This is a genomic window from Pararhizobium sp. A13 (assembly GCF_040126305.1).
Lineage (GTDB): Bacteria > Pseudomonadota > Alphaproteobacteria > Rhizobiales > Rhizobiaceae > Pararhizobium.
On the sequence record NZ_CP149510.1, the window covers coordinates 1,738,062 to 1,752,935 of the forward strand.

The 14,874-nt window shown below is 61.8% G+C and carries 16 protein-coding genes and 1 pseudogene; 9 read left to right on the forward strand and 8 right to left on the reverse strand.

Translation table 11 applies throughout. The features are described 5' to 3' along the window. Positions 1 to 48: 48 nt before the first annotated feature. The 9 genes from WI754_RS08365 to WI754_RS08405 all read left to right on the forward strand — a co-directional run bounded on the left by WI754_RS08365 (position 49) and on the right by WI754_RS08405 (position 6,923). Complete coding sequence (locus WI754_RS08365) at positions 49 to 342, forward strand: STAS domain-containing protein (RefSeq protein ID WP_349437228.1); 294 nt, start codon at positions 49 to 51, stop codon at positions 340 to 342. A gap of 3 nt (positions 343 to 345) precedes the next feature. Beyond that, positions 346 to 711: a chemotaxis response regulator CheY1 gene (cheY1, locus tag WI754_RS08370; protein ID WP_037156535.1), complete on the forward strand. Its 366-nt coding sequence runs from the start codon at positions 346 to 348 to the stop codon at positions 709 to 711. 16 nt (positions 712 to 727) lie between these two features. Continuing rightward, entirely contained in the window at positions 728 to 3,043 is a 2,316-nt protein-coding gene (locus WI754_RS08375; RefSeq protein ID WP_349437229.1) for a chemotaxis protein CheA, read from the forward strand. A gap of 5 nt (positions 3,044 to 3,048) precedes the next feature. Continuing rightward, on the forward strand, positions 3,049 to 3,516 hold the full coding sequence (locus WI754_RS08380; protein WP_349437230.1) for a chemotaxis protein CheW: 468 nt from the start codon (positions 3,049 to 3,051) through the stop codon (positions 3,514 to 3,516). Next, positions 3,513 to 4,421, forward strand: a complete 909-nt coding sequence (gene cheR / locus WI754_RS08385; protein WP_349437231.1) for a protein-glutamate O-methyltransferase CheR — start codon at positions 3,513 to 3,515, stop codon at positions 4,419 to 4,421. Before WI754_RS08380 ends, cheR begins: the two co-directional genes overlap by 4 nt. Beyond that, positions 4,418 to 5,473 carry a protein-glutamate O-methylesterase CheB gene (cheB, locus tag WI754_RS08390; RefSeq protein ID WP_349437232.1) on the forward strand — a complete coding sequence of 352 codons (1,056 nt, stop codon included), beginning with the start codon at positions 4,418 to 4,420 and terminating at the stop codon, positions 5,471 to 5,473. Before cheR ends, cheB begins: the two co-directional genes overlap by 4 nt. A 1-nt stretch (position 5,474) precedes the next feature. Next, positions 5,475 to 5,864, forward strand: a complete 390-nt coding sequence (locus WI754_RS08395; RefSeq protein WP_037105534.1) for a response regulator — start codon at positions 5,475 to 5,477, stop codon at positions 5,862 to 5,864. After that, entirely contained in the window at positions 5,861 to 6,415 is a 555-nt protein-coding gene (gene cheD / locus WI754_RS08400; protein WP_037119754.1) for a chemoreceptor glutamine deamidase CheD, read from the forward strand. The genes WI754_RS08395 and cheD overlap by 4 nt, the downstream gene beginning before the upstream one ends. A 115-nt stretch (positions 6,416 to 6,530) precedes the next feature. Beyond that, positions 6,531 to 6,923 (forward strand): hypothetical protein, encoded by a 393-nt coding sequence (locus WI754_RS08405; RefSeq protein WP_349437234.1) that lies wholly within the window; start codon positions 6,531 to 6,533, stop codon positions 6,921 to 6,923. A 29-nt stretch (positions 6,924 to 6,952) separates the two neighbouring features. On the opposite strand, the gene WI754_RS08410 is transcribed toward WI754_RS08405, so the two are convergent. From WI754_RS08410 to WI754_RS08445, 8 genes and pseudogenes are all read right to left on the reverse strand, one after another. Continuing rightward, positions 6,953 to 7,909 carry a formylglycine-generating enzyme family protein gene (locus tag WI754_RS08410; protein WP_349437235.1) on the reverse strand — a complete coding sequence of 319 codons (957 nt, stop codon included), beginning with the start codon at positions 7,907 to 7,909 and terminating at the stop codon, positions 6,953 to 6,955. 121 nt (positions 7,910 to 8,030) lie between these two features. Beyond that, a pseudogene (locus WI754_RS08415) lies at positions 8,031 to 8,287 on the reverse strand (mechanosensitive ion channel family protein); the annotation flags it as partial. A gap of 265 nt (positions 8,288 to 8,552) precedes the next feature. Continuing rightward, positions 8,553 to 9,359 (reverse strand): transporter, encoded by an 807-nt coding sequence (locus WI754_RS08420; protein ID WP_349437236.1) that lies wholly within the window; start codon positions 9,357 to 9,359, stop codon positions 8,553 to 8,555. 21 nt (positions 9,360 to 9,380) lie between these two features. Next, a complete protein-coding gene (locus WI754_RS08425) occupies positions 9,381 to 10,169 on the reverse strand; it encodes a hypothetical protein (protein WP_349437237.1) in 789 nt (262 codons plus the stop codon). Positions 10,170 to 10,201: 32 nt separating this feature from the next. After that, a complete protein-coding gene (locus WI754_RS08430; protein WP_349437238.1) occupies positions 10,202 to 11,443 on the reverse strand; it encodes an alpha/beta hydrolase in 1,242 nt (413 codons plus the stop codon). 93 nt (positions 11,444 to 11,536) lie between these two features. Further along, positions 11,537 to 11,749, reverse strand: a complete 213-nt coding sequence (locus WI754_RS08435; protein WP_349437239.1) for a hypothetical protein — start codon at positions 11,747 to 11,749, stop codon at positions 11,537 to 11,539. Further along, complete coding sequence (locus tag WI754_RS08440) at positions 11,746 to 12,537, reverse strand: DUF2092 domain-containing protein (RefSeq protein WP_349437240.1); 792 nt, start codon at positions 12,535 to 12,537, stop codon at positions 11,746 to 11,748. Before WI754_RS08440 ends, WI754_RS08435 begins: the two co-directional genes overlap by 4 nt. Before the next feature lie 159 nt (positions 12,538 to 12,696). Beyond that, entirely contained in the window at positions 12,697 to 14,538 is a 1,842-nt protein-coding gene (locus tag WI754_RS08445; protein WP_349437241.1) for an adenylate cyclase, read from the reverse strand. Between the last annotated feature and the right edge of the window lie 336 nt (positions 14,539 to 14,874).

Here is a 14,874-nt window from a genome sequence, read left to right on the forward strand (position 1 = left end):
GTTGAACCATCCGTGTAAATTACTCCCAGTCAGACAAGGAAAGTAGAGATGGCAACCAGGAAGGCCGCTCCGAAAAGTTTAAGTCTCGCGCCGATCCTCGATCTGAACGAGGCCAACGCTCTGCACAGCAAGCTGATGGGTTTGCGCGGCAACAATCTCGTCATCGATGCTTCCGCGGTGGAGCGCGTCGGGGCGCTCTGCGTTCAGGTGCTGATGGCCGGAGCGAAAAGCTGGGAAGAGGATAAACACGCCTTCGCCTTCTCCAAGGTGTCGGATGCATTCACGAAAACGACGCAGCTCATCGGGGTGAACATTGATCACCTGATGGCAAAGGAGATTTGAGACATGAAAAAGAAAGTTCTCACAGTCGACGATTCCAGGACCATCCGGAACATGCTTCTGGTCACGCTGAACAATGCCGGTTTTGAGACGATCCAGGCGGAGGACGGCATCGAGGGTCTCGAAGTTCTCGAGGATGCCAATCCCGACGTTATCGTCACCGACATCAACATGCCGCGTCTCGACGGTTTCGGCTTTATCGAAGGCGTGCGCAAGAACGAGAAGTACCGGGCGATCCCGATCCTCGTCCTGACGACGGAAAGCGATGCGGAAAAGAAGAACCGCGCCCGCCAGGCAGGCGCGACCGGCTGGATCGTCAAGCCGTTCGATCCGACCAAACTGATCGATGCCATCGAGCGCGTAACAGCCTAACGCCAGGATTCCACCCATGGATATGAACGAAATCAAAGAGATTTTCTTCCAGGAGTGCGAGGAGCAGCTCGCTGAACTGGAATCCGGTCTCCTGCGGCTCAATGACGGCGACCGTGATCCGGAAACGGTGAACGCGGTTTTCCGCGCGGTGCACTCCATTAAGGGTGGTGCCGGAGCTTTCGGACTGGATGATCTTGTCTCTTTCGCGCACGTGTTTGAGACCACGCTTGATTGCGTTCGTTCCAACAAGCTGGAACCGACCCAGGAAGTCCTGAAGGTAATGCTGAAATCGGCTGACGTTCTGGCCGATTTGACCAATGTTGCCCGCGACGGCGGCAGCGTCGATCAGGCCCGTTCGGCACAGCTGATCCGGGAGCTCGAGGCGCTTGCCAAGGGCGAAGCGCCGCCGGCTGCCGCAACCGCCGAGGCTCCGGCACCAAGGGCCGCCGCTGCACCCAAGGCCGCACCGGCACCGAAGCCGGCAGCTGTCGCCGCGGTCGCTGCGCCAAATGACCAGGGCTTTGTCCCTGTTGCTTTCTCCTTTGACGATTTCGGTGGCGAAGAAGAAGCGGTGATCGAACACCCGGCCTATGAGGTGGTCTTCAAGCCGAAGTCGGAACTCTACACCAAGGGCAACGAAGCTGCCCTGCTCCTGCGTGATCTCTCCCGCCTCGGCGAGATGAGCATCCACTGCAACATGGACAGCCTCCCACCGCTTGATCAGATGGACCCGGAAGCCGCTTATTTCTCCTGGAAGGTGTCGATCAAGACCGACAAGGGCGAAGATGCGGTTCGCTCCGTCTTCGAATTCGCCGAGTGGGATTGCGAACTCGACGTCTTGGCGGTCGAAACGGGCGAAGGCGCGGAAGCTATCGGCGGCGACCTGCCGATGCAGCCGGTTCCGTTCGATCTCTCGGCGCTCGACGAAGAGCCTCACGCGCCGCTGGGCGTTGTCGAGGAAGAGGAACAGATCGCAGCCGCCCAGGAAGCGGTCGCAGCCGCCCAAACCGCATCCAATGTCGTCCAGATGGCCGGCAGTGCATCGCGAGCCGCTGCCGCCGACAAGGGGGCGGCCGCTGCTGCCGCCGCTGCCCAGAACAATGCTCAGCAGGCCTCGTCCGCCGCTGCTCCGACGATCCGCGTCGATCTCGACCGCGTTGATCGCCTGATCAACCTCGTCGGCGAGCTCGTCATCAACCAGGCGATGCTGTCGCAGAGCGTCATCGAGAACGACAGCAACGGCGTTTCCTCGATCAACATGGGCCTCGAAGAACTCCAGCAGTTGACGCGGGAAATCCAGGACTCGGTCATGGCGATCCGCGCGCAACCGGTGAAGCCGGTCTTCCAGCGCATGGCCCGCACGGTCCGCGAAATTGCCGATATCACCGGTAAGTCGGTTCGCCTCGTCACCGAGGGTGAAAACACCGAAGTCGACAAGACGGTCATCGACAAGCTGGCCGAGCCGCTCACGCATATGATCCGCAACGCCGTCGACCACGGCCTCGAAATGCCGGAAAAGCGCCTTGCCGCCGGCAAGAGCGCCGAAGGTACGGTGAAGCTCACCGCCAAGCATCGCTCCGGCCGCATCGTCATCGAACTGTCCGATGACGGTGCCGGCATCAACCGCGAGAAAGTGCGCCAGAAGGCGATCGACAACGACCTGATCGCGGCGGATGCCAACCTGTCCGACGAGGAAATCGACAATCTGATCTTCCATGCTGGTTTCTCGACCGCCGACAAGGTCTCCGACCTTTCCGGCCGTGGCGTCGGCATGGACGTGGTCAAGCGCTCCATCCAGGCGCTCGGCGGCCGCATCAACATCTCGTCGAAGCCGGGTCAGGGTTCGGTCTTCACCATGAGCCTGCCGCTGACGCTCGCCGTCCTCGACGGCATGGTCGTCACGGTTGCCGGCCAGACGCTGGTGGTGCCGCTGACGGCGATTGTCGAGACCCTGCAGCCGGATGCTGCGGCGATCCACTCCTTCGGTGCAACGCAGCGGTTGATCTCCATCCGCAACTCCTTCTGCCCGCTGGTCGATGTCGGCCGTATCCTGAACTTCCGTGCGACACAGGCCAATCCGGTGGAAGGCGTCGCCCTTCTGGTGGAATCCGAAGGTGGCGGCCAGCGCGCCCTGATGGTCGATGCCATCCAGGGCCAGCGACAGGTCGTCATCAAGAGCTTGGAAGCCAACTACACGCATGTGCCGGGCATCGCTGCTGCCACCATTCTCGGTGACGGCCGCGTTGCTCTCATCCTGGACGTCGATGCCGTTGTCTCGGCGTCGCGCGGCCAGCCCCTCCACCTCGAAACATCGCTTGCTGCTGCTGGGTAAGGCCAATGACGTATCTCGCAAAAAATCTGACGAATGGAGGGCGCGAGCTCATCGCGTTCCGCATTGGGAATCAGGAATTCTGCGTCAATGTCATGTCCGTGCGGGAAATCCGCGGCTGGACACCGGCGACACCCATGCCGCATGCGCCGCAATACGTGCTCGGCGTGATCAATCTGCGCGGCGCGGTGCTGCCGATCATCGATCTGTCGGCGCGGCTTGGAATGAAGCCGGCCGAACCGACCGTGCGCCATGTCATCATCGTGACGCAGGTCAAGAACAAGGTCGTGGGTCTCCTCGTCGAGGCGGTCTCTGACATTCTGACGATCAAGGACGAGGATATTCAACCGACCCCCGACATGTCGTCCGAGTTCGTACGGACCTTTGCCCGCGGCGTTCTGGCGATCGAAGGCCGCATGATCTGCCTGATCGAACTGGAAGCCGTCTTCCCTCAGACCGAAAGTGAAGCTGCATGAACATGCCGGCCGCCTTTGACAGCAGACTACCCCCGGACGAGTGCCTGGCGAGCGGCGAATATCCGCTGACGCGCCGCGACCTCGCCGAGATTGCTGCGATGATCTATGCCGACGCCGGCATCTACCTGAACGAATCCAAGGCCTCGCTCGTCTATTCGCGCCTGTCGAAGCACATCCGCAATCTCGGCCTGAAGGGGTTCCGGGAATATTGCCAGCTCGTCTCTTCGCCGGCCGGTGCCGCCGAGAGGCGCGATATGCTCTCGCACCTGACCACCAACTTCACCCGCTTCTTCCGTGAGAACCATCATTTCGAACACTTGAAGTCGGACGTTCTGCCGGAGCTTCTGAACCGCGCGAAGAATGGCGGCCGGGTGCGCATTTGGTCGGCGGCCTGCTCCGATGGGCAGGAGCCCTATTCGATCGCGTTGACGGTCCTGTCGATGATGCCGAACGCGGCGGACTACGATTTCCGCATTCTCGCGACCGATATCGACCCCAAGATCCTGGCACTCGCCCGGGCCGGTGCCTATGACGCGACCGCGCTCGAGACCGTCAGTCCCGCGATGCGCAAGCAGTGGTTCTCGGAAACCGCTGTCAACGGCCGTCAGAAGTGGCAGGTTGATGATCGTGTCAAGCGGCTCATCACCTTCAACGAACTGAACCTGATGGCGCAGTGGCCGTTCAAGGGGCAGTTCGACGTCATCTTCTGCCGCAACGTCGTCATCTATTTCGATGAACCGACCCAGATGAAAATCTGGTCGCGCTTTGCCGGCATGCTCACCCCCAAGGGGCATCTCTATATCGGTCATTCCGAGCGTGTTTCCGGTGATGCGAAGTCTGTCTTCGACAATATCGGCATCACCACCTACCGCTACACCGGCAAGGGTCATGGAGGACGCTCATGAGTGCAGCACGCGTTCTTGTTGTCGATGATTCCGCCACCATGCGCGGGCTGATCACCCGTATCCTGAGCAGCGATCCCGAGGTCGAGGTTATCGGCCAGGCCGCAGACGCGATGCAGGCGCGCCAGGCGATCAAGGATCTCGACCCGGATGTCATCACACTCGACATCGAGATGCCCAATATGAACGGGCTGGAATTCCTCGAGAAAATCATGCGGTTGCGTCCGATGCCGGTGATCATGGTCTCGACGCTGACGCACAAGGGTGCGGAGGCGACGATCGCCGCTCTCGAAATCGGTGCCTTCGACTGCGTCGGAAAGCCGCTTCCGGGCGATCCCCGTCCTTTCAGCGATCTTGCCGACAAGGTGAAGGCGGCGGCGCGTTCCCAGCGCAAGTACATCATCACCGGCAACAAGGCCGCCGCGCCCAGCGCCGCCAACGCCAATGCCGCTTCGGAATACCGTGCCGGCAGGAAAATTGTCGCGATCGGTTCGTCCACCGGTGGCGTCGAGGCGCTGATCGCGGTTCTGCAGAAGTTTCCGGCCAATTGCCCGCCGACGGTGATCACGCAGCACATGCCGCACACCTTCACCAAGAGCTTTTCCGAGCGCTTGAACCGCCTCTGCGCCCCAACGGTGCAGGAAGCGACGGATGGCGCGAGGCTCGAGGTCGGAAAAATCTATCTGGCACCGGGTGGCGAACGCCATCTGCAGGTCGTCAATCCTTCGTCACCCTGCTGCCGTCTCTTGGACCGCGAACCGGTGAATGGCCATCGCCCGTCCGTCGATGTGCTGTTCGATTCCGTCGCGGAGCTCGCAGGTCGCAACGCGGTCGGTGTGATCCTGACCGGAATGGGCCGCGACGGCGCATCCGGTCTTTTGAAAATGCGCCACGCAGGTGCCCGCACATTCGGTCAGAATGAAAAAACCTGTGTCGTGTATGGAATGCCGAGGGTTGCCTATGAACTGGGCGCCGTCGAAACCCAACTACCCCTCAGCTCAATCGGGGAAGAAGTATTGAAAAGCACCGCCGCCCGAAGAGAAGGAAGCGAATAAAATGTCCCTAGCGGAAAAAATCAAAGTTCTGATCGTTGACGATCAGGTCACCAGTCGCCTGCTGCTCGGTGATGCGCTGCAGCAGCTTGGTTTCAAGCAGATCACGGTTGCCGGTGACGGCGAACAGGGTGCCAAGATCATGGCCGCGCAGCCCCATCACCTGGTGATCTCCGATTTCAACATGCCGAAGATGGATGGCCTTGGCCTTCTGGCGGCAGTGCGGAACAATCCGGCGACGAAAAAGGCTGCCTTCATCATGCTGACAGCCCAGGGCGACCGCGCGCTGGTAACCAAGGCAGCGGCGCTTGGTGCCAATAACGTACTCGCAAAGCCCTTCACCATCGAAAAGATGAAGGCTGCAATCGAGGCTGTATTCGGGGCGTTGAAATGATCACGGATGCTGCGACCAAACGTGTGCATGTCATTCAGGGTGAATGGAAGGTGGTCAGCGATCCGGACGTCGTGCTCTCGACCATCCTCGGCTCCTGCGTGGCGGCGTGCATGCGTGACCCGGTCGCGGGTGTCGGTGGCATGAACCACTTCCTGCTGCCGGGCTCGGCAGATGCTCTCTCCTCAGGCGGCGATGCGACGCGTTATGGCGTGCATCTGATGGAACTGCTGATCAACGGGCTCCTGAAGAAGGGCGCCCGTCGAGAACGGCTGGAAGCGAAGATTTTCGGTGGTGCGAAGACGATCGCGCGCTTCTCCAACGTCGGCGAGCAGAATGCATTGTTTGCCCGGCAGTTTCTGATGGACGAAGGTATCCAGGTGGTCGGTGAGAGCACCGGCGGCGATCATGGTCGCAAGCTCGAATACTGGCCCCTCAGTGGCCGCGCCCGCCAATATGCCCTGACGGGCGTGGAAGCGCAGAAGGCCGTGGTCCAGGAGCAGCGCCCGCGGCCTGCACCGAAGCCGGTCGACAACGGGATCGAGTTTTTCTAGCGCCTGGGCAGTGGCCTCGGGTCTCCACCTGGGGCGGCTTTGGCAAAATGTTTGGCGTGGGCCGTTGGGCAGCGGAAATCCTGTACGGCAATTGTTGGCAGCGTGAGGGCGAGTAATGCGGACTGAATTGAAGAGCCATATGCCTCACGTCGACGAGGCGCTCCCGGATGTGATGATGCGCATCGTCTCCGAGCTCTATGACGTGGCTTATCTGATTGAGCGGATCGAGCCGATGCTCAGCGATATCCACGGCGAAGCCGTTCTGGATTCAGCCGACCGTATTAAGGTCCTGCAGGGGATCGATCTCGCCGTTCAGAAGACACGCGGTCTTGCCGAATTCATCGATACGGTGACGGCAGCCATTCCGCAGCACTGGCTGGTGGACGTGACGACCGCCCTCAATCTCGTCAAACTTGCCGACATGCAGAAATCGCTTGGCAACGGCATGCTCCGGCACGGCCATTCACAGCCGCTGACAGAAGCCGCCGGTGATTTCGAGGCCTTCTAGCTTGCTTCCGGGGGAGCGACTACACTCCGTCACGCTCGCCTTATGCAGCGGAAGCCGACATGGCTGGTCGATGTGTCTTCGGGTTCAGCGTGCCGGGCGGCTGGACGATAGCGGCGGCAGTAGTTCGGCGCACACAGGTGCGATCCGCCTTTCAGGACACGCCTGGGAATCTTGATCGTCGGCTCATTTGGATCGAAGCTCGCCTCCCGTGCGCCGCCACGCGGGTTCAGCGGAATGCAGCAGGACTTTGCCGCCGGTTCCGGATGGCGGGTCGACCAGAAGTCAGACGTCCATTCCCACACGTTGCCGATCATGTCGTAGATGCCGTATCGGTTTGCAGGGTACGTGCCGACGGGTGACGTCCTGTCCGCTCCCGCCGCTTTCGTGGTCAGCGTCGGAAACGTGCCCTGCCATGTGTTGGCCATGAGCCTGCCATCCGGGTTCAGTTCATCGCCCCAGGCGAATTCGACATCGTCAAGGCCGCCGCGCGCCGCAAGCTCCCATTCGGCTTCCGTCGGCAGATCCTTGCCTGTCCACTCGGCATAGGCCTTGGCGTCGCTGTAGGCGACATGGACGACCGGATGGTCCAGCTTTCCCCGGATGTCGCTTCGCCCTCCGTAGGGATGCCGCCAGTCCGCGCCGAACTTGAATGACCACCACTGGCTGATGTCAGGACCGACCACGGTTTTAGGCGGCGTGAAAACGAGCGACCCCGCTCTCAGCATCTTCGGAAGTGCTCCGGGATAGTCCTCCGCACGGGGAGCGCGTTCCGCGACCGTGACATGCCCGGTCGCCTTCACGAACGCTGCGAACTGGCGGTTGGTGACGGGCGTGATGTCGATCCAGAAGCCGTCGACCTTCACGCGATGAGCCGGAGCCTCTTCGGGATAGTGCTTGTCCGAGCCCATCGTGAAGGTTCGGCCGGGTATCCACACCAGGCCGTCCACGGCGTCAGCTTCGGGTTTCAGGGCAGCGTCCGGTGCCATGCCGATTTCCTCTGTCTAAGTCTGACGTCACCTTGGGCCAAATCCAGGGGCAAGGGGAGTATTTTACAGTAACATACGCTTCCAGAGCCGAACTGTCCGCTGCCACGTCAGCAGTCGCCTTCGCCCTCAAGGCGGCAGCCGCGGCCCCGCCACCCTTGTCGTCGCCGCCGACCTGCACCGACGGCTGCGCGAACTCGATCCCGTTCTGGCGGAACGCTTCCCGTATCATGGCGTACGCCTTGCGCCGGATATACGCCTGCTGGCCACGGTCATGGCGAAACTCAGGACAATGCCGTAGTCGCCGAACTCCTCCGCGCCCTTCATCGTCAGCGGCTCGATGCGGGTCCGCACTTCCCAGTTGGAGACATCGGATCCGACCGATGGCAACGGAACCTGGGCTTCGGTCGCAGTTGGCCGGCTTTCGAGCCATGCTCGAACTTCAGTGTCCTTCAGAAGCCGCACGAGATCACCGATCTTGTCTCGAGGGGCAGGGACGGGCTGCGCGGATGCACACCGGACACGGTCTCCAACAGAAACGTGGCTACGAGCAGAGATCGCATCGGTTCACTTTCAGGTGGCAGGCTGACGCCCCCCGTCGCTCGCGACAGGCACACCTATCTTGAGGCTCAATTCACTGCCGTTGTCATTTCGGGAATAGGAATGTGAGCGCTACGCGAAGCCCCAGGCCTTCCGGGCCGTTCTGCGGCGACTCCGCCCAATATCGAAGCCCGGCCATCAAACTAATCGGCTGCTTGTCGATTGTCAGAAGCTTGGAGACCGTCAGGTTGATCGGAACCGACCACTCATCGGCCTCCCAATTGTATGTGGATTCCGTGTTCAGCGCGAATGTCCATGCCTCAGGTGTCGTATATGACAGGAACGGCTGGACGAAGGTGCTGCTCACGTCCTGTCTGTCGTCATTGCCTGCGAAAGACCAGATGTGGTTCGCCAGCACGCCGTAGGTCCAGGGGCCGTCCTGCTTGAGTGCGACGACCGTCGGACCCGCGCCCCATTTCTCACCGCCCAGAAGGTCGTCGGTCGCCGTCGGGATCAGGAAGACGGGACCCGCGCCCCAGATAAGGCCACTCTCCGTCGGTTTGGAAGGCGAGAGGAAGAAGCTCTGCAGGACGTCACCGAGGCCGAACTGCGAACCGGACGGCCCGGCAATGTCGTCCTGGTATGTGACGGGCAAGATCGTGCGCGAGATCAGGTTCCAGTCCTCGTTGAGCGAGATGGGGATAACGGGCTGGATGTTGAGCGTTGTCTTGTCGCCGTCGAGCGGCCCGTAGCCGTGATCGTAGTTCAACTGGAACGGAACGCTGATCAGCGAGGCGATCGGGTTCGAGAGCTTCTTCGCCAGCTCGGCGCTGGAGTCCTGGGCGTGGAGCTGAGTGGCAGCGGTGAGCAGTGCCAATTGAAAGATGGTCTGCCGGAAAGAAAAGAAGGGCATTCGATGATCCTTTAGCGACCGTTAGAATTTTATCGCGAGACCAAGGATCGGCCCCTGCTGGACGGTGTCAAAGATGAAGCCGTCGTGGCTGTAATCGACCCCGAGCGCCCGGTATCCGGCTATCGCGGAGATCCTGTCGTTGAAATCGTAGCCGATGCCGAGCGCCACATCCCAGTCGATGTCGGCCCCGCCGCCGCCGACCAGACCCCATCCGGTCAGATAGACTTCGGGGGTAAACGAGTATTTCCCGCGCAGGCCGACCATGCCGTCCACCCATGTGGCGCTGTCGCTATGCTCGGTGCCGCCGAGCAGGCCGCCGTTGAACCTGATGGTCGTGTCGACCGACCAGAGCTTGACGCCGCCGACAACGTCCAGATGTCCCTCGGGCGCATCGAGGATCGCGTAGCCCACGCCCAGCAGGCCGGAAAAGCTCTCGGATGTCACGTCCACATCCGTCGCGAGAATGCCCAGGGGGGTGCTGGCATCAGCCCCGAGCTTCGTGTAGATCACGTCACCGATGACGCTGAAGCGGCCGTTTCGGGCTTCGCCCGCCGCCATGAACGCGAAGTCAAGGTTGCTGAGAAGGTCTCCGAAGTTGGCATCCATATGCACGGTCGGCAGCCCGAACTGCGCCGTGTCCCCCGATATCCCTGCCATCCAGAAATAGGGGGCGACCGAGAATGTCCAGCCATCCTGGGCTTCGGCTGGCTGCAGATCCGGGGCCATCAGCGGCGAGACATCGGCAGCCCGCACCGAGCCGCATATCAAAACTGCCACCACCGGGAACGCTAGTTTCAGGAATTTCGTCATGGTCGTATCCCCTTTCGTTGTCTGAATGCCGTTCATTTTATCGTTGGGCCACAGTGATCCGGCGAAGACCCGGCCTGCCGCGCGCCGCAATCCTTCGCCGCAATCTTCTGCTTGCCAGCCGTCTGACCCATCATGCCGCTGACGTGGTTCGCGTAGTTGTCGCGGGTGTCCGCGTCGACGACGGCGATTGGGGCCGCGAGGATTAGCCCGGCTGCGCTGCCCGCCGCCGCGGCCGCCCCCGTGGTTCCAGCGAGGATCGTGTCGCCCAGGCCGACCTTGCTGTCCGTCAGCGTCTGACCATCGGAGATGCGCGCTCCGATGAGTTGCACGACCTCCGGCGATTCCGCGAATTTTGAGTGATGCAGATCGTCGCCCGCTTTGACCTTGGTGAGGTCGATGACGGTGATCTTGTTGTCCGCCATCTCCTGCTTGTACGGGTCCATCTCAGGATCGATGGAGCCCAGCCGCGGGATGTCGCCCCAGACCCGGCGGGAGAAGGCGAGGGCCCGGTCGTCGCGGGATACGAACAGCGTGAACCGCGGGTGCTGACTGCCCATGTCCTCGATCTGCGAACGAAATACATCGACATCCACATCCGGGGCGGCCAGCATCACGTTCTTGAACTTTGCTGGCAGGCCGTCGTTGCGGATCGCCATCTGGCGCAGCGCTTCCAGCGCCAGCCAGTTCCCCATCGAGTGTGCGAGGATCGAGACTTCCTTCACCTCTTTGTCCTTCGCGAGATACTGGAACAGCGTCTCAAGGGCATTGCGCGTGTAGTTGGTGCTTTCACGGTCGTAACCATAGGCGAGCAGGCTGCCGCGCGAGGGCCACGTCACAAGGACGGGGGCGCTATGGACACCGGAATCGTGGACGATCTGCGCGAAGCGGTAGACGGAATCCTCGAAGCGGTTGTTGAAGCCATGAATGAACACGAGCACGCTGCGGTCGGGGCTTTTCCTGACGGTTGCGCTGAGCCAGGTCTTGGCGTCGTCCAATGGAATTTCATCCGCCTTCAAGGTTGCGAAGTCGGTTGCCGGGTTTGAGGGCAGCTTCTTCGGCCAGGCGACCTCGCCGACCATTCTGACGGCGGGGATCGAAACGGTAATGTCGGCGAAAGCCGGGGTGCGGGCGCGCTCGCCCGTGAACATCTCTCCGGGAACTTCGGAGCGGTTGCGTGTCGTGGCGATCAGCATGTTGACCCGGTCCGAATTGGGCACTGTATCCGCGACAGGCGTCAGCACGGCCTTCGGATGGCCGCCGCATCCAGCGGTCATGAACGGCGCGAGGCACAACAAGAGGAGTGATATGGATTTGTGGACGTACTTCCGAATGATCTGCACTCCCCCCCATGTTCGGCCGTTGATACCCTAGCAGTAGTAGACCCCGACGGCGCAGCGCCGCACGGTCCGCCGGGCCACGCCCGCAACACTCACGGGAGTGAGCGGGCGCCCGACCCTGGCTTCGGCGGTTCCGACGAACCCGTGCAAGCCGGGGAACGAGACTTGCTCTCCCACATCGAGCAGCGGAAGCATCAGGGCGATGACGACAAATGCCGTCTTCAATCTTCTCTTCAGGTTCATTTGCTGGCTCCCATGGCGAGATGATCCGGAAGCTCGTCGATGTCGCCGAGGTCCTTGAGGTCTACCTTCCTGGCATCGGTCTTGTTGACGAAGGTGTATTCCTCCGCCGCGACGTCGACGCCCGTCTTCCAGTCGCCGATCTGGATGCTGTATTGCGGCCCCTGATCAACCTTAATTGCGGTGATCACATAGCGGCAGGGACGCGGCTGTTCGCCCTGTGCGATCCAGATCTGCCAGTCGACTTCCTTCGCCCGGAAGGCGAGGTGGTCGCATTCGACTCCACCGATCACCCCGCTGCCGAGGTCTTTCACGTCGGTTACGTCCTCCATCAACTTGTCGTAGACGTCCGGAAGAAGGAGGTCCGCGCCGGGAAGTGGCCTGCCGAGCTTGTCCCGCATCTCGTCGACGAGATGATCGATCGTGCCGGGGATCTCGGCCTGGGTGTAGAGGTTGGCGTCCTTGCCGAACAGCGTCACGGTCTTGCCGTCGAACACCATCTCGACATTGGCGAACCCGCCGAAGCGGGTGGCGCGCAGCTTGTCGGGCCGCCCAAGTTCGATCCTGCCGGAGCTGGCGAGCAGCAGCTTCTGATGGTCCTTGGTCACGACTTCCAGGTTGGTGTCGTAGGAGAAGGAGATCGCCTTCTGGGAGGCGAGGTAGTCTGACATCGCCTTCAGAAGGGTCTTCGCCTCGTCCTCGCCCGCTCGGGCGGACGATAGCGGCATGAGTCCGACCATCAGCGCGAGCGCCATGGACGGTAGTGCGGTTCCAACAAACGTCCTGATCATCGACCTATGCCTCCCGTTGCACGGCATCTGGCAGGCGACGCCTGCCATCCGGCGAAACAGTACACCCGGATGCGACCAGACGCCCGTAACCTCTCGTATGCTCTATCTGTCAGCGACCGTAGAATCGCCTGCTGAAAAGGGGTGGGAAGCCGTTTAGCGTTACGGGCCATACGATGCTCCGGACACAGAGATTTCGGCTTCGACCTCCGCCTCGGTGGGGACGGGAAGTCCTGCCTTGCGCAGGGACGCGATCATGCGGACGCTGTCGCGCGGCTGGATGTTGCGGATCTTCTGCTCCTGAACGATGTTGCGGATGTAGTCGGGGCGCAGCTTCATGAACATCATGCCTTCCCGCTTCGCATCGTCCATCATCCCTGCCTCGGCGTAGATCGCGGCTGCCACGGCATGGTACAGGGGGAACTTCTGCAGATCCGCCTTCTGAATCAACGCGACTGCCGATTCGTTGTCGTGGAGCATGTAGGCGGCCAGCGCTCGTGTTCCGTGATAGTAGCCCGCGCCTCCAGGATTGAGCGCGAGAGCCTGGTCGAGCAGGGCCGCGCCACGCCTCCATTGGCCGCTCATCGCCACCCGCGTGCCGAACTCGCCCATCAGCTCCGTGTCGTTCGGGTTGGTGGTCAGCGCCTGCTCGCCCACCTGCAGGGCTTCGGTCAGTTGCTGGTTGAAGAACAAGGCCGTCATCAGGGCTTGAAGCGCGCGGATGTTGCCCGCATCGAGCTGGACAGCGCGGCGGGCGGACGAAAGCGCACGCTCCAGTGGCGGCGGCGATCCCGGCCGCATGTTGTACCGGAAACGGTCTTCGTCGAGATAGGCGATGGAGAGCATGCCCCAGGCGGTTGCGTAGCTGGGATATCGTGCGACGACGTTCTCCAGACAGTCGCGCGCCTTCGCATGCCGTTCCACGCTGAGTTCCGCACGGTAGGCGTAGAAGATCACCTTGCAGTCGTAGACGCCAAGGTCATCTGGCGGAGGGTTCACAGTCACCGCCTGCGCAATAATACCATAAGGCTGCGCCACGGCCGCTGCGACCTTGCTGGCAACATCGGACTGGATGGTAAACAGCTCGCGGGTCCGCAGATCATCGTCGTAGGTCTGCGACCAGAGGATCGACCCGTCCGCGGTCGCTACAAGCCGGGCCGTCACCCGCACCCGGCTTCCGGAGACGCGTACGCCGCCCGCCAGCAGATAGCGTGCCCCCACTTCCCTGCGGACCTCGGCGACATCCACCTCCGGGCGCAGGGATCTCGAGGTCTCGCGTCCGAACACCTTGATTTCCTTGAACCGTGGAAGTGCCGTGAGCAGCTCTTCTGTCAGTCCGAGCGTGTAGAGCGCTGCCTCGGGCCCGTCGCCGAGGTCAGCGAACGGGGCGATCAGGAGCGTCGGCTCGTCGGGCATGCTCGTGTTGCCCTCCCGCTGGGCGTTCGACACGACCAGGCCAGCCGACCAATACGCGAGCGCAGCCATGCAAACGACGGCAGCGAGACCTGCGAGGAGTGGCCATCGGCCGAGGAGCCAGCGCCCGTTGCCGACCCCACCATGGGGCAGGGGATCATCTGACTGGGGGCCGCCGGGTGAGCCATCAGCGGCCGCGGCCGTCGCCGGACAGCTCCATGTAAACGAGGGTGCGTAGCCGCCCTTGGGGACGTCGATCCTGATCGGGTCGTGTTGTCCGGCAATGAGATAGTATCGCTCCAGCGACCGTCTCAGCCGCCCGGCCTCGATCCGCACCACGGGATCGTCCTGGGTGAAGGTCTCCTTACGATCGAAGACTTCGACGGCCACCGAATATCCCTTGAGCCGCCCCGCGCGCCCAGCGAGAGCTTCCTCGGTGATGTATTTCAGGAACGCCGCGCCGCGTCCGGCGCTCGGAAACTCCGTGCTCGACAGGATGCGGTCAAGCTGTATGCGTATCTCGTCATTGGACGGAGGTGGCAGCACCGAAAGCTGCGACTGATGGCTTTCCGCTGGCAACGAGGTCTGCATGAAATGCTCCTCTCCCCATCATCAGAGACGCGACGGATGCCGCTTGTCTCTGAACCCCCAGATGCAACCTACGCCCTCGAGCGCGTTTCGTCTATCAGCGATACCTGATCCTCCGCACGTTGCTCTTGCGCTGCCGATATGGTGGCCACTCGCGCTTGAATACTGTCCGCTGCTATGTAGGTTACAGTAACATACTACCGTTTTTGCGACTTGAGCGCACCATGCAGCCGAACGGCCTTAATGGTCGGCGACAAGGGCGCGGAACATCATGTCGACCTTGAGGGCTTACCGGTCCGCCATGCACGGCTCGACTGCGCTGCTGGCCTTCGCCTCAAA

Coding starts and splice junctions, on each gene's coding strand:
- WI754_RS08365 (WP_349437228.1), top strand. CDS start 49: ATGGCAACCAGGAAGGCCGCTCCGAAAAGTTTAAGTCTCGCGCCGATC.
- cheY1 (WP_037156535.1), top strand. CDS start 346: ATGAAAAAGAAAGTTCTCACAGTCGACGATTCCAGGACCATCCGGAAC.
- WI754_RS08375 (WP_349437229.1), top strand. CDS start 728: ATGGATATGAACGAAATCAAAGAGATTTTCTTCCAGGAGTGCGAGGAG.
- WI754_RS08380 (WP_349437230.1), top strand. CDS start 3,049: ATGACGTATCTCGCAAAAAATCTGACGAATGGAGGGCGCGAGCTCATC.
- cheR (WP_349437231.1), top strand. CDS start 3,513: ATGAACATGCCGGCCGCCTTTGACAGCAGACTACCCCCGGACGAGTGC.
- cheB (WP_349437232.1), top strand. CDS start 4,418: ATGAGTGCAGCACGCGTTCTTGTTGTCGATGATTCCGCCACCATGCGC.
- WI754_RS08395 (WP_037105534.1), top strand. CDS start 5,475: ATGTCCCTAGCGGAAAAAATCAAAGTTCTGATCGTTGACGATCAGGTC.
- cheD (WP_037119754.1), top strand. CDS start 5,861: ATGATCACGGATGCTGCGACCAAACGTGTGCATGTCATTCAGGGTGAA.
- WI754_RS08405 (WP_349437234.1), top strand. CDS start 6,531: ATGCGGACTGAATTGAAGAGCCATATGCCTCACGTCGACGAGGCGCTC.
- WI754_RS08410 (WP_349437235.1), bottom strand. CDS start 7,909: ATGGCACCGGACGCTGCCCTGAAACCCGAAGCTGACGCCGTGGACGGC.
- WI754_RS08420 (WP_349437236.1), bottom strand. CDS start 9,359: ATGCCCTTCTTTTCTTTCCGGCAGACCATCTTTCAATTGGCACTGCTC.
- WI754_RS08425 (WP_349437237.1), bottom strand. CDS start 10,169: ATGACGAAATTCCTGAAACTAGCGTTCCCGGTGGTGGCAGTTTTGATA.
- WI754_RS08430 (WP_349437238.1), bottom strand. CDS start 11,443: ATGACCGCTGGATGCGGCGGCCATCCGAAGGCCGTGCTGACGCCTGTC.
- WI754_RS08435 (WP_349437239.1), bottom strand. CDS start 11,749: ATGAACCTGAAGAGAAGATTGAAGACGGCATTTGTCGTCATCGCCCTG.
- WI754_RS08440 (WP_349437240.1), bottom strand. CDS start 12,537: ATGATCAGGACGTTTGTTGGAACCGCACTACCGTCCATGGCGCTCGCG.
- WI754_RS08445 (WP_349437241.1), bottom strand. CDS start 14,538: ATGCAGACCTCGTTGCCAGCGGAAAGCCATCAGTCGCAGCTTTCGGTG.